Below are 13,208 nucleotides of genomic sequence, written 5' to 3'. Positions count from 1 at the left end.
CCTCGCCCTCGCGCTCACCACGATCCCGAGATCGCGCCCCCGGCCGAAGCTCACGGTCTTCGTCGTGTCCCTCACCGACCGACCGGCCGCTCCCGGTCGGCACCGACCACCCCACGGCGATCACCGGGACCAGGATCACGGAGACCGGGACCACCGGGACCACCGGGACCACGGGGACCCGCAGGGCCGTCCGGAGCCCGGTCCGGACGCCACAGCCTGACCCCGGCGGCGTACAGCACCACCCCCAGGACCAGCCCGGCCCCCGCCCCGAAGCACAGCGCGGGCACCAGGTCCCACAGCCTGCGTGGCGCGCCCATGACGGCCCACGAACGGGCCGCCCGCTGCACCGCCCCGGCCGCCGCGGCACCGCCGATCACCACCCCGGCGACCCACCGGTCCCGCGCGGACAGCATGGGCACACTCGGCGCAGCCCCCAGGGAAACCCCCGGCGGAGCCCCCGTCGGCCCGCCCACCGCCTCTTCGCCCGGCCCGCGCCGCAGCGCACGCGCGGTGAACACCGCGATCACGACCACGCCCACCACGGACGAGCCGTACTGCAGCCACGCGAACAGCGGCAGTCCCGCCGGACGGTCCCGTTCGATGGCCGGAATCAGCCGGGTCCCCCACCGCCCCTCATGGGTGAACGCGTCCCACACCACATGCGTCAGCGCACCCAGCACAGCGGAGACGTACCACCACACCACGCAGACGGCCCGTACACGCGCGCGTGGCGCACCGCAGCGGAGCAGCACGGCCGGCCGTCCCTGCAGACCCCGGGGCAGCAGCGCCGTCAGCGGCTCGCGCACGAGCAGCCACAGCCCCACCAGCGCCCAGGAGATGAGCACGTCCACCGTGAAGACCCCGGCGAACGCGTGGGTGAACGTGCCGAACTCCATCCCGCCGGGCAGGACGTTCGCCGCGTAGAAGGTCATGTCGGGCGCGAAGGAGCCCGCGACGAGCACCGCGGGCACCAGCGGGCCGCGGCCGGTCCCGTCCCGGCGTACCGCGGGCAGGACGGCTGCCGCATGGCTGAGCGTGAACGGCAACAGAACTCCCCGCAACGGTCGTCGGACGCGGCGTCGGGCCGCTGATCCAGTTCCGTCCAGTATGCGGAACCCCGGCCCGGGGCCGTTCGCGCCAACCAGAGTCGGCCAACCGGTGAACAACGGCCTGGAACCGGTCCCGACGCACAGCAAGTTGCCGTAGGGTCACCTGGGTCGCCGTGCCCATCGCACGGTCGTACACGAATCGCACGGACGGAAGGACGCCACAGGCGCAACCGGAGCACCGGGTCAACCGTCACACCAGAACGAGGCAGTTCGACGGAGGCGGGCGCGGGGCGTCCACGGGAGGGGTTCTTCGATGGCGGCGCATTTCGGAAGGCGGCTGCGCAAGGGGGCGGCGACGACCGCCGTGGCCGCGGCGGCGGTCGCGGCCCTGTCCGCGTCCCAGGCTCCGGGCGCGACCGGTGAGGACCAGGCCAGACCGGCGACGGCCGGCGCCGCCACCCCGGCTCCCGAGGTTCCCGACGCGACCTCCGACGGCAACGCCACCGGCAACTCGCCGTACTACACGGACCTGCCGCCGCTCAACAGTCCCAAGCCCAGCCCCTCGCCGACCGCCGGCACCCCCGTGGCGCAGGGCGACGCCGAGGCCGGCATACCGGCCACGGTCCTCGACGCCTACAAGAGGGCCGAGGCCGAACTGCGCGCCGGCAAGCCCGGCTGCAACCTGCCCTGGCAACTGCTCGCCGCCATCGGCAAGGTCGAGTCGGACCAGGCCCGCGGCGGTGCCGTCGATGCCCACGGCACCACGCTCGGCCCCATCCTGGGCCCGGCGCTCGACGGCAACGGCTTCGCGCTCATCAAGGACACCGACCACGGCGAGTACGACGGCAACACCGAGTACGACCAGGCCGTCGGGCCCATGCAGTTCATCCCGTCGACCTGGGCCTGGGCCGGCCGGGACGGCAACGGCGACGGCAAGAAAGACCCCAACAACGTCTACGACGCCGCTCTCGCCGCCGGTCACTACCTGTGCCGCAACGGCTGGGACCTCGCGCGCGAGGGCGACCTGCACAGCGCGATCCTCAGCTACAACGACTCGCAGGACTATCTGAACACCGTCCTGTCGTGGCTGGAGTACTACCGCAAGGGCATCCACTCCGTGCCCGACGGCACCGGCGGCCTGCCCGGACACCGCAGCGACGACGGCACCCCGGGCACTCCGTCCGCAAAGCCCTCGGACCCGCCGAAGACCAAGCCCGGCAAGAAGCCGGCGCCGAAGCCCGGCAAGACGGGCAAGCCCGGTGGCGGGAGCGGGGACCCCAGCCCGAAGCCCCCGAAGCACCCCAAGCCGCCCGTCCCGCCGACGACCCCGCACACCCCCACCGACACGGTGGACCATCTGCACGACGCGGACACCGCCACGCTCACCGCGATGGCCGGCCACGACTTCGCCGAGCGGATCGGCACCCGCGCCGAGACCAAGGCCGACAAGACGGTCGCCAAGGTGCGGATCAGGTTCACGATCAGCGGTGACACCGACGCCACCTTCGCCGGCGGCGAGAGCGTGGCCACGGTCGTCACCGACGCCAAGGGCGTAGCCCTCGCCCCGGCGCTCCAGGCGGGTGAGAAGACCGGCGACTTCAAGGTCACCGCCACCGTCGTGGGCCGCAAGGTCAAGGGCGTCGACTACGCCGCCACCGTCACCGAGCGCGTCGCCGACACTTTGACCCGCACCAGTGACACCCCGCTGACCTGCACCCCGGGCGGCGAGTTCGCCGACCGGGTCCAGGTGAAGGCGACGTACAAGGGTGCCGTCGCGGACAAGGTCGCGGCCACCGCCACCCTGATCAAGTCGCCTCTCGACACCACGGAGAACGACAAGGGCCCCTACTTCAAGGACAAGAAGGGCAAGCCCGTCCGCACCCTCACCGACCTGCGGACGGACGCCAAGGGCCTGCTGACGCTGCCGAAGCTGTACGCGGACGACACCACCGGCACCTTCCTGCTGCGGATCACCACCGCCGGGGGCAAGACGCTCACCGTCGAGTTGAACGTCGCCCCCGACGACACCTCGGCGACCCCGACGCCGAGCCCCTCGGCGAGCGGCTCCACGGACCCCTCCACGAGCGCGTCGCCGAGTCCGTCCGCCTCGTCCTCCTCCTGACACCACACGCACTGGCAGGGCGCCCTCCCCGCACCGGCGGGGAGGGCGCCCTCGTTCGTCCGTGCACCGCTGTTCTCATCTCACCCGCCCGTTGCTACGGTGCCCGGACCTGACGCTCCATCAGGAATCGTCAGGGCAACGAACGTCAGGAACCCCGTCGGGAGGCCCGTATGCGCGCTCTGATCGCCGCAGCGACCGGTCTCGCCCTCGCGCTCGCCCTGGTCCTGGCGATGACCGCCATGGGTACGCCGTCGGGCCGGACGTCCCCCGAGCCGCTGCTGTCGACCGTGCCCTCGCACCCGTAGCCGCGCCCGTCCGGGAGGGAGGCCTTCCATGCGCCGCAAGGCAAGCCTGGTCCTGCTCGCCTGCGCCGTCTTCTGCGCGGCGCTGGCCCCGCTCATGCGCTGGTACGCCTTCCCGCGCCTGGCCAGGATCCCCGCGAACCAGTACCAGGACATGGTCCTGGAGGCCAAGGGCGCCACCCTCCTCGACTACGGCTCGTTGCACGCGAGGAAGGTCTCCAAGGTCACCATCGTGCAGACCCTCAAAGGCAACGTGGAGGCGGCCAAGAAGATCGAGAAGACGGCGGGACGGCCGGTCGTGGTCTGGGACAGCCTCTCCTACGTCCAGGGCCCCGACGGCAAGATGGTCTCCCGCGTCCCCGAGCGCTACATCTTCGACGCCCACAGCCAGGACCCCGTGCACGCCACCGGCGAGATGGTCGACGGCGACCCCGTCACCCGCCAGGGCATCGAGTTCAAATGGCCCTTCCTGACACAAAAACGCGACTACGAATACTTCGACGCGCAGACCCGCACCACCGGCCCCATCCACTACAAGGGCACACAGACCTTCCGCGGCCTGAAGGTCTACTACTTCGAACAGACCATCCCCTGGACCAAGGTCCCCATGCCGAAGACGATGCCCGTCCAGGGCATCACACCGGAGACGGTCGCCAGGACGGGCACGACCCGCTGGTACAGCACGGTCCGCAGGTTCTGGGTCGAACCGGTCACCGGCGCACCCGTCTACGGCGAGGAACTCCACCAGGAGGAACTGCGCGGCGGCACCCTGCTCGGCGGCCGCGCCAAGGTCACGGCGTTCGCCGGGGACGTGAAGATGCGCGAGGACTACATCGAGCACACGGTCGCCCTGGTCAAGCACAACCGCACCCTGGTCCTGACGCTCACCTCCTACGTCCCCTGGGGCTCCCTGGCCGCGGGTCTGCTGCTCCTCGCCCTCGCCCTGTACCTGGAAGCCCGCGCACGCCGCCCCCAGGACCCGACCCCGACTCAGGCCACAGAACCCGAACCGGTCAGCGCCTGAGGCGCGCGCTGGTGTGCCGGGTGGGCTCGGCGGTCGCCGGGTCCTCGGGCCACGGATGCTTCGGATACCGCCCGCGCAGCTCCGCGCGTACGCCCTTGTAGCCGTCCTTCCAGAAGGAGGCGAGGTCGGCGGTGACGGCGGCGGGCCGCCCGGCGGGCGAGAGCAGATGAACGAGCAGCGGCACCCCCGCCACCGCCGGCGTCCGCGCCAGCCCGAACATCTCCTGCAGCTTCACCGCGAGCACCGGCCGCTCCGGATCCCGATAGTCGATCCGGATCCTGGACCCGCTCGGTACGGTGATCCGCTCCGGCGCCAGTTCGTCCAGCCGGTCGGCCTCCCCGCTCGCCCAGGGCAGCAACCGCGCGAGCGTCTGCCCGGCGTCGATCCGGCCGAGATCCGCCCGGTGCCGTGCCCGGCTCAGCTCCGGTTCCAGCCACTCGTCCACGCGCGCGTGCAGCGCATCGTCGGACACATCCGGCCACGGCTCCCCGAGACGCGCCCGTACAAACGCCAGCCGCTGCCGAAGCGACTCGGCGTCGGGCGTCCACCGCAGCAGCCCGAGCCCTTCCTGCCGCAGCCCGTCCAGGAGGGCCGTGCGTACGAGGGGCGGCTCGACGTTCTTCAGCGGCCGCACGGTCAGCTCGATGGCCCCGAGCCGCTCGACATGCCGGGCCACGACGTCCCCGCCGGCCCAGTGCACCTCGTCCCGTTCGGCGAGCAGAGGTCCGGCGGCGCCGAGCGCCACGTCCTCGTGAACGGCGGCTCCGAGCAGCACTCGCGCGTGTCCTTGCCCGGAGGGCCGGTCGGCGACGGCGACGACGATCCACGGCGAACCCCGCAACGCGGACCCCTCCACCAGCTCGGCCCGAGTCCCGGAGGCCATGAGGTACGACCCACCGTCGAACCTGGCAACCCGCTCGGGGAACGCGAGCCCGGCGACGAGGCCGGCAAGCCGCTCATCACCGGCGCCCGGCCCGGCCTCGGGGGCGCCTGCTGTCCGACAGTCACGGGCGGGCGGGTGCGAAACCTCCTGGGAGACGGCCCGCAGCCGCCGTACTTCCGCAGCCCATCGCCCCGCATAGGCGTCACTCCCACGCCGAGCGCGACGCAGCGCACCGGCAAGATCATCCCCGTAGTCCCGCGGCACCTCTTCAGAGAGCAGAGCGACAACCTCGGCACCCGCACCAGCCGTATCCAACAAGGCCCGCCCCAGCCGAGGGTGCACACCCAGCCGAGCCAGCCGCCCACCGACCTCCGTGGCCCGCCCGGCGGAGTCCACCGCCCCCACCGCTGTCAGCACGGAGCGCGCCGCCGCCATCGCCCCGCCCGGCGGCGGATCGAGCAGTGCCAGTCCGGAGGCGTCCGGATCGCCCCAGCAGGCCGTCTGCAGGGCGAACGCGGTCAGGTCGGCCACCCTGATCTCCGGCGCCGGAAACGCCGGCAGACGCCCGTCCTCGGCCTCCGTCCAGCACCGGTACACCGTCCCCGGGGCCTCGCGCCCGGCGCGTCCCGCCCGCTGCCGGCCGGCCGCCCGCGAGGCCCGTACCGTCGTCAGGCCGCTCAGCCCGCGCGCGTGGTCCACCCGCGGCTCCCGCGCGAGTCCCGAGTCCACCACCACCCGCACCCCGGGCACCGTCAGGGACGACTCCGCCACCGAGGTCGCCAGCACCACCCGGCGGCGCGCCCCGGGCGCCAGCACCGCGTCCTGCACGGCGGCCGGCGCCCGCCCGTGCACCTGGAGCACATCGATGTCACCGAGCCCACCGAGCCGGCCCGCCACGCGCGTGATCTCGCCCACACCGGGCAGGAAGCACAGGACGTCCCCGGCCCGCTCGGCCAGCGCCCGCCGCACCACCGAGGCCACGTGCGCCAGCAGCGCCGGATCGACCCGCATCCCGTGCGGCGGCCGCACCGGCCGCACCGCAGGCGCCCACACCACCTCCACCGGGTGCGCGACGCCCGTCGCCTCGACCACCGGTGCCCCGCCCAGCAGCCGCGCCCAGCCCTCCGCGTCCGTCGTCGCCGACGCCGCCACCAGCCGCAGCTCCGGCCGCAGCGTCTGCCGTACGTCCCACAGGAACGCGGCCGCCGTGTCGGCGTCCAGATGCCGCTCGTGGCACTCGTCGAGGACGACGGCGTCGACGCCCGGCAGCTCCTGGTCGCGTTGTAGCCGCTGCAGCAGCACGCCGGTCGTCACGACCTCCACGCGCGTGGACCGTCCCACGGCCCGTTCGCCGCGCACCGTGAAGCCCACGCTCTCGCCGGGCTTCTCGCCCAGCAGCCACGCCATCCGGCGGGCCGCCGCCCGTGCCGCGATCCGCCGCGGCTCGGCCACCACGACCCGCCGCGCCGGCCCGTCCCCGACCAGCCCCGCCAGCACAAGCGGCACCAGCGTCGTCTTGCCGGTGCCGGGCGGCGCCACCAGCACGGCGGTGCCGGCGCTCTCCAGGGCATCGGTGAGGGCGGGCAGGGCGGAGCGCACGGGCAGCGCGTCCAGGGCGTCGTAACGGATCACGCCCCTAGTGTCGTGGCTCAGTCGCGCTCGCACACGAAGACGGCCGTGCCCGGGATCAGACCGCCGCGCAGGGGCGACCAGCCGCCCCACTCCGAGGTGTTCCAGGACGGCCACTCGGGCTCGACCAGATCCACCAGCCGGAAACCGGACACCGCGATGTCCCGGACGCGGTCGCCGAGCGTCCTGTGGTGCTCGACGTAGACCGCGCGGCCCTCCTCGTCCTGCTCCACGTACGGAGTGCGGTCGAAGTAGGAGGAGGACACCGACAGGCCCTCGGGGCCCGGCTCGTCCGGGAACGCCCAGCGGATCGGATGCGTCACCGAGAACACGAACCGGCCACCCGGCCGGAGCACCCGGCGCACCTCGCGCAGCACCAGCCGCGGGTCGGCGACGAACGGCAGCGCCCCGTAGGCCGAGCAGGCCAGGTCGAAGGAGCCGTCCGCGAAGGGCAGCGCGCCGGCGTCCGCGCAGACCAGCGGAAACGACCCGCCGATCCGCAGGGCGTGCTGCAGCTGGCGGTGCGAGAGGTCCAGCGCCACCGGGCGGGCGCCCTGGGCGGCCAGCCAGCGCGCGCACTGCGCCGCGCCCGCGCCGATCTCCAGGACGTCCTTGCCCTTCAGCTCCTCCGGCGGGCCGAGCAGCTCGGCCTCCACCTCGTCCAGTCCCTCGGGACCCCACACGAAGCGGTCGTCGCCGAGGAACGTGCCGTGCTCGACCTGGTACTCGTCCGCGTTGCGGTCCCACCAGCCCCGATTGGCCCGTGAGCTCTCCGCGACGCCGGCATCACGTCGCGTGGCCTCCGGCTCGTACGCCTCGGGTCCTTCGGGCTCGTGTGCTTCCGGCTCTTGGATGATCGGCTCCCTCGTCGTACTCTTCCGTCCAACCCGTACAGGGGTCCGGCTCGGAAGCGGTCCCACAGGCCCGCGTGGCCTCAAGGGACGTTTTCTTCTGCCGGAAATGCGGCGATCCGCCCCGGGTGTGCGCCTTCGCGCATTGACCCTGTCCGGCTGCCCCCGTATGCTACAAGTTGCGCTGCGGGCCTGCGCACCTCAGACGTAGCAGGCTGCGCTCGCATCTGTTGTATGTCCCCTCGGTTCTCGAGGCGCCACCGGGCACCCGGTGTCCATTAGGTGGCGCTTCCTTGGCTGTCCGGCTTCTGCAGAGCGAAACGGGCTCCCGGCGTAAGCAGTACCTACGACTTCAATGTCCGTACCGGAGCCCTTTCCCACATGACGAGCAGCACCGAGACCACCGCCACCACCCCGCAGGTTGCGGTCAACGACATCGGTAACGAGGAAGCCTTCCTCGCCGCGATCGACGAGACGATCAAGTACTTCAACGACGGCGACATCGTCGACGGCGTCATCGTGAAGGTCGACCGGGACGAGGTCCTGCTCGACATCGGTTACAAGACCGAAGGTGTCATCCCGAGCCGCGAGCTCTCGATCAAGCACGACGTCGACCCGAACGAGGTCGTCGCCGTCGGTGACGAGATCGAAGCCCTTGTTCTCCAGAAGGAGGACAAGGAAGGCCGCCTGATCCTCTCGAAGAAGCGCGCCCAGTACGAGCGTGCCTGGGGCACCATCGAGAAGATCAAGGAAGAGGACGGCATCGTCACCGGTACCGTCATCGAGGTCGTCAAGGGTGGTCTCATCCTCGACATCGGCCTCCGTGGCTTCCTCCCGGCCTCCCTGGTCGAGATGCGCCGCGTCCGCGACCTCCAGCCCTACGTGGGCAAGGAGCTCGAGGCCAAGATCATCGAGCTGGACAAGAACCGCAACAACGTGGTCCTGTCCCGCCGTGCCTGGCTGGAGCAGACCCAGTCCGAGGTCCGCCAGACGTTCCTCACGACCCTCCAGAAGGGTCAGGTCCGTTCCGGCGTCGTCTCATCGATCGTCAACTTCGGTGCCTTCGTGGACCTGGGTGGCGTCGACGGTCTGGTCCACGTCTCCGAGCTGTCCTGGAAGCACATCGACCACCCGTCCGAGGTTGTCGAGGTCGGCCAGGAGGTCACCGTCGAGGTTCTCGACGTCGACATGGACCGCGAGCGTGTCTCCCTGTCGCTGAAGGCGACCCAGGAAGACCCGTGGCAGCAGTTCGCCCGCACCCACCAGATCGGCCAGGTCGTGCCCGGTAAGGTCACGAAGCTGGTTCCGTTCGGTGCGTTCGTCCGCGTCGACGAGGGCATCGAGGGTCTGGTCCACATCTCCGAGCTGGCCGAGCGCCACGTGGAGATCCCGGAGCAGGTCGTCCAGGTCAACGACGAGATCTTCGTCAAGGTCATCGACATCGACCTCGAGCGTCGTCGCATCAGCCTCTCGCTGAAGCAGGCCAACGAGTCCTTCGGTGCCGACCCGGCCTCGGTCGAGTTCGACCCGACCCTGTACGGCATGGCCGCGTCCTACGACGACCAGGGCAACTACATCTACCCCGAGGGCTTCGACCCCGAGACCAACGACTGGCTCGAGGGCTACGAGACCCAGCGCGAGGCGTGGGAGCACCAGTACGCCGAGGCGCAGCAGCGCTTCGAGCAGCACCAGCAGCAGGTCATCAAGTCCCGCGAGGCCGACGCCGCTGCTGCGGCCGAGGGCGGCGAGGCTGCGGCTCCGGCCGCGTCGGGTGGCGGCTCGTACTCCTCCGAGGGCGCGGACACCTCCGGTGCGCTGGCCTCGGACGAGGCGCTTGCCGCGCTGCGCGAGAAGCTGGCCGGCGGTCAGAGCTGAACGGCTGCCGCTGAGGCTTAGCCGATAGCTGGCTGAGGGGCCGCACCCTTTCGGGGTGCGGCCCCTCAGACGTTTTTGGGGGACTGCGAGTCGTTCTTCGGGTGCGGGGCGTCTGTGGCCTTGTCGCGCAGTTCCCCGCGCCCCTAGCGCGGCGCCCCCAGAGGGTTGCCCTGTCGGCCTCAGGGAGTGACCGGGATGTTCGTCAGGCCCTTGCCGCCCGTCACCGTGTTGCTGCTGTAGACCGTTGTCTTGCAGCTCGTGCTGAAGTTGGTGACGTTGATCGCGAGCCGCGTCGCGCCGGTCGCGCCCGCCAAAGTCGACTTGTTGCCCTTGAAGACCGTGCCGCAGCCCCAGCCGGACTGTTGGGTGCGGGTCTGGTAGCCGTCGTTGCTGGTGTTCTTGCCGGTGTTGTCCTGGACGAGGACGCCGTCGCCCTTCACGTCGACCCAGGAGTCGTCGTAGTTGGCGCCGGTCAGGCCGCTGCCGTCGAAAGTGTTCCCGATGACCTGCGTGCCGGTCGTGCCCTCCTTGATGTCGACGTTCTCGCCGCCCACGTCCGGGCCGATCGTGTTGTCCAGGATCCGGATGCGGTCGCTCTTGTCGGACAGGGTGTTCGCGGTGCCCACGTAGACGCCCTCGCCCATACCGCTGCCGTCGTTGCCGGTGTCGTAGATCTTAGAGTTCCTGATCACGCCGTCCGTGCTGGAGTCACGGAAATGCACGCCTTCCATGGCGAGGCCGTGGACCGTGACGCCGTCCACGATCACCCCCTTGGCCGCGTCGATCATGATGCCTTTCTGGCCACCGGTCACGGTCAGCCCGCTGACCGTCCAGTAGGAGGCGCCGTTCAGATGCAGGCCGTAGCCGCCGCCCGCGGTGAGTACGGCCCCGGCGGAGCCGGCGAGGGTGATGCGGGCCGACGATGTGCCCGGCGCGGTCACTTTGAAGTTCCCCGTGTAGGTGCCGTCCGCGAGGCGGATCGTCTCGTCGGGCTGTGCGCCGGCGAGCGCCGTCTTCAGCTGGGCCGCGGTCGTCACCTCGACCGTCGCGGCGGCGGAGGCCGCGACCGGCGTGGCGAGGAGCAGCCCGCCGGTGGCGATGGTCGTGGCGAGCAGGGAGGTGGGCAGCGTGCGGGTGCGCATGGATGCCTCCAGTCGTGCCAGCCGTACGCGTGCCGGTCGTACGGTCGCCTGTCGTTCTCGCCGTACGGGCACGCTTGGTTTCCTATGTGAATCTGGGGCGCCTACATGAACGACAACCTCTCGCGAAGGTACGGACCAACTGACGGGGCGTCAAGGCGCCTGAGGTGACGGCCCTGATCAGTGACCGGTTTCGGGAATGCCCGCGTTCCGGGGCGCGTTGTCCATGACGAACACGAGGAGGAGCGGTCACAGTGCTTGATCCGCAGGGTTTGTACGCATGGGAGCCGAAGGGCCTCGCCGTTGTCGACATGGCGCTCGCCCAGGAGTCGGCCGGCCTTGTCATGCTCTACCACTTCGACGGATACATCGACGCGGGCGAGACCGGGGACCAGATCGTCGACCGGCTGCTCGACTCGCTGCCCCACCAGCTCGTCGCCCGTTTCGACCACGACCGGCTCGTCGACTACCGGGCCCGCCGGCCCCTGCTGACGTTCAAGCGGGACCGCTGGACCGAGTACGAGGTGCCCGCCATCGAGGTACGCCTCGTCCAGGACGCCACGGGCGCCCCCTTCCTGCTGCTGTCCGGTCCGGAGCCGGACGTGGAGTGGGAGCGCTTCACGGCGGCCGTGCAGCAGATCGTCGAGCGGCTCGGTGTCCGTCTGTCGGTGAACTTCCACGGCATCCCCATGGGCGTGCCGCACACCCGTCCGGTGGGCCTGACCCCGCACGGCAATCGCAGCGACCTCGTGCCCGGTCACCGCAGCCCCTTCGAGGAGGCCCAGGTGCCCGGCAGCGCCGAGTCGCTGGTGGAGTTCCGCCTGATGGAGGCCGGACACGACGTCCTGGGCGTCGCCGCGCACGTCCCGCACTACATCGCCCGCTCGCTGTACCCGGACGCCGCCCTGACCGTCCTGGAGGCCATCACGGCCGCCACCGGGCTGGTCCTGCCGGGCGTCGCGCACTCGCTGCGCGCGGAGGCGCACCGCACCCAGACCGAGATCGACCGGCAGATCCAGGAAGGCGACGAGGAACTCACCGCGCTCGTCGAGGGACTTGAGCATCAGTACGACGCGGTCGCGGGCGCCGAGACCCGGGGCAACATGCTCGCCGAACCGGTGGAGATCCCGTCGGCCGACGAGATCGGGCGCGAGTTCGAGCGCTTCCTGGCGGAGCGGGAGGGCGACAACTGACGTCTGCCGGTCCCGCTGTCAGTGGCAGGGCCTAGGCTACCGCTCATGCTGAAAGTGGGCCTGACCGGCGGGATCGGCGCCGGCAAGAGCGAGGTGTCCCGGCTGCTCGTGGAGCACGGGGCGGTGCTGATCGACGCCGACCGCATCGCGCGCGAGGTCGTGGCACCGGGCACCCCCGGCCTCGCCGCGGTGGTCGAGGCCTTCGGTGCGGACGTCCTCACCGCGGACGGCAGCCTGGACCGGCCCAGACTCGGCTCGATCGTCTTCGCCGACCCCGAGAGACTCGCCGTCCTCAACTCGATCGTGCACCCCCTGGTGGGTGCCCGCTCCCGCGAGCTGGAGGAGACCGCGACCGCCGGCTCCGTCGTGATCCACGACGTTCCCCTCCTCACCGAGAACGGCCTGGCACCGCTCTACGACCTCGTGGTCGTCGTGGACGCGAGCCCCGAGACCCAGCTCGACCGGCTGGTCCGGGTGCGCGGCATGACCGAGCAGGACGCACGCGCGCGTATGGCCGCACAGGCCACCCGAGAGCAGCGCCGGAAGATCGCGGACATCGTGATCGACAACGACGTACCTCTGGAAGCGCTGCGCAAGCGCGTCACCGAAGTATGGGAGGAGCTGGTACGGCGGGCGCGCGAGGGTCGCGAGGGTTCCGCGGAATAGCGGCCCCCTTCGCGGGCGTTGAAAGGCTGCAGCGAGGGAAGGACTCTGCCGTGCCCGAGATCAGCGGTTCCACCGGACGTTCTCCGGAGACGCATGTCATCGACTTCCGTGCAGCCGAGCACCTGCTCAACTCGCGGGACCCGCGGGGCGCGGTGAAGCTGCTCGACGGCGTCATCGCCGCGCACCCCGAGAACACCGCGGCCCGGCTGCTCCGCGCGCGTGCGTTCTTCGCCGCCGCGCAACTGCGCCCCGCCGAGCTGGAGTTCACGATCGTGCTCGAACGCGAGCCGGACAACGCGTTCGCGCACTTCGCCCTGGCCCGCACCTATGAACGCCAAGGCCGTTCCGACCAGGCAAAACGCCATTTCCGCCTCGCGGCCGCGCTGGACCCCAACCCGGAGTACCTGCAGGCGGCTCGCTTCGACGACTGAGCTTCGACGACTGAGCGTCGACGACGGCGCCTCGGCGGCTGAGC

At 71.2% G+C, this 13,208-nt stretch carries 11 protein-coding genes; 7 read left to right on the top strand and 4 right to left on the bottom strand.

What is annotated here, in order from left to right; genetic code table 11:
* Positions 1-71: 71 nt before the first annotated feature.
* Entirely contained in the window at positions 72-1,046 is a 975-nt protein-coding gene (locus IE277_RS00570; RefSeq protein ID WP_189947383.1) for a DUF4184 family protein, read from the bottom strand.
* 316 nt (positions 1,047-1,362) lie between these two features.
* Between IE277_RS00570 and IE277_RS00565 the strand changes: the two genes are divergently transcribed.
* From IE277_RS00565 to pgfA, 3 genes are all read left to right on the top strand, one after another.
* A complete protein-coding gene (locus IE277_RS00565; protein ID WP_189947381.1) occupies positions 1,363-3,171 on the top strand; it encodes a lytic transglycosylase domain-containing protein in 1,809 nt (602 codons plus the stop codon).
* Positions 3,172-3,341: 170 nt separating this feature from the next.
* Complete coding sequence (locus IE277_RS00560) at positions 3,342-3,476, top strand: SPW_0924 family protein (RefSeq protein WP_189947379.1); 135 nt, start codon at positions 3,342-3,344, stop codon at positions 3,474-3,476.
* A gap of 28 nt (positions 3,477-3,504) precedes the next feature.
* On the top strand, positions 3,505-4,497 hold the full coding sequence (pgfA, locus tag IE277_RS00555; RefSeq protein ID WP_189947377.1) for a cell envelope lipid trafficking protein PgfA: 993 nt from the start codon (positions 3,505-3,507) through the stop codon (positions 4,495-4,497).
* Here the strand turns inward: pgfA and hrpB are convergent.
* Positions 4,487-7,012, bottom strand: a complete 2,526-nt coding sequence (hrpB, locus tag IE277_RS00550) for an ATP-dependent helicase HrpB (RefSeq protein WP_189947375.1) — start codon at positions 7,010-7,012, stop codon at positions 4,487-4,489. The genes pgfA and hrpB overlap by 11 nt on opposite strands.
* 17 nt (positions 7,013-7,029) lie before the next feature.
* On the bottom strand, positions 7,030-7,866 hold the full coding sequence (locus IE277_RS00545; protein WP_189949138.1) for a class I SAM-dependent methyltransferase: 837 nt from the start codon (positions 7,864-7,866) through the stop codon (positions 7,030-7,032).
* A gap of 375 nt (positions 7,867-8,241) precedes the next feature.
* Here IE277_RS00545 and rpsA point away from each other — a divergent pair, with 375 nt between their 5' ends.
* Positions 8,242-9,735: a 30S ribosomal protein S1 gene (rpsA, locus tag IE277_RS00540; protein ID WP_189947373.1), complete on the top strand. Its 1,494-nt coding sequence runs from the start codon at positions 8,242-8,244 to the stop codon at positions 9,733-9,735.
* Between the two features lie 179 nt (positions 9,736-9,914).
* Here the strand turns inward: rpsA and IE277_RS00535 are convergent, their stop codons facing one another.
* Entirely contained in the window at positions 9,915-10,877 is a 963-nt protein-coding gene (locus IE277_RS00535) for a right-handed parallel beta-helix repeat-containing protein (protein ID WP_189947372.1), read from the bottom strand.
* A 251-nt stretch (positions 10,878-11,128) separates the two neighbouring features.
* On the opposite strand from IE277_RS00535, the gene IE277_RS00530 reads away from it, so the two are divergent.
* Genes IE277_RS00530 through IE277_RS00520 form a run of 3 tightly spaced genes read left to right on the top strand, consistent with a single transcriptional unit; the run spans position 11,129 to position 13,164 of the window.
* Positions 11,129-12,067: a PAC2 family protein gene (locus tag IE277_RS00530; protein ID WP_189947370.1), complete on the top strand. Its 939-nt coding sequence runs from the start codon at positions 11,129-11,131 to the stop codon at positions 12,065-12,067.
* A 45-nt stretch (positions 12,068-12,112) separates the two neighbouring features.
* Positions 12,113-12,733 (top strand): dephospho-CoA kinase, encoded by a 621-nt coding sequence (coaE, locus tag IE277_RS00525; protein ID WP_189947368.1) that lies wholly within the window; start codon positions 12,113-12,115, stop codon positions 12,731-12,733.
* Positions 12,734-12,783: 50 nt separating this feature from the next.
* Positions 12,784-13,164: a tetratricopeptide repeat protein gene (locus IE277_RS00520; protein ID WP_189947365.1), complete on the top strand. Its 381-nt coding sequence runs from the start codon at positions 12,784-12,786 to the stop codon at positions 13,162-13,164.
* Positions 13,165-13,208 lie beyond the last annotated feature (44 nt).

Origin of the sequence: Streptomyces alanosinicus (assembly GCF_014650595.1) — a bacterium.
GTDB classification, from domain to species: Bacteria; Actinomycetota; Actinomycetes; order Streptomycetales; family Streptomycetaceae; genus Streptomyces; species Streptomyces alanosinicus.
The sequence above is the reverse complement of the archived record's forward strand: the minus strand, read 5'-3'. Positions and strand labels throughout refer to the sequence as shown.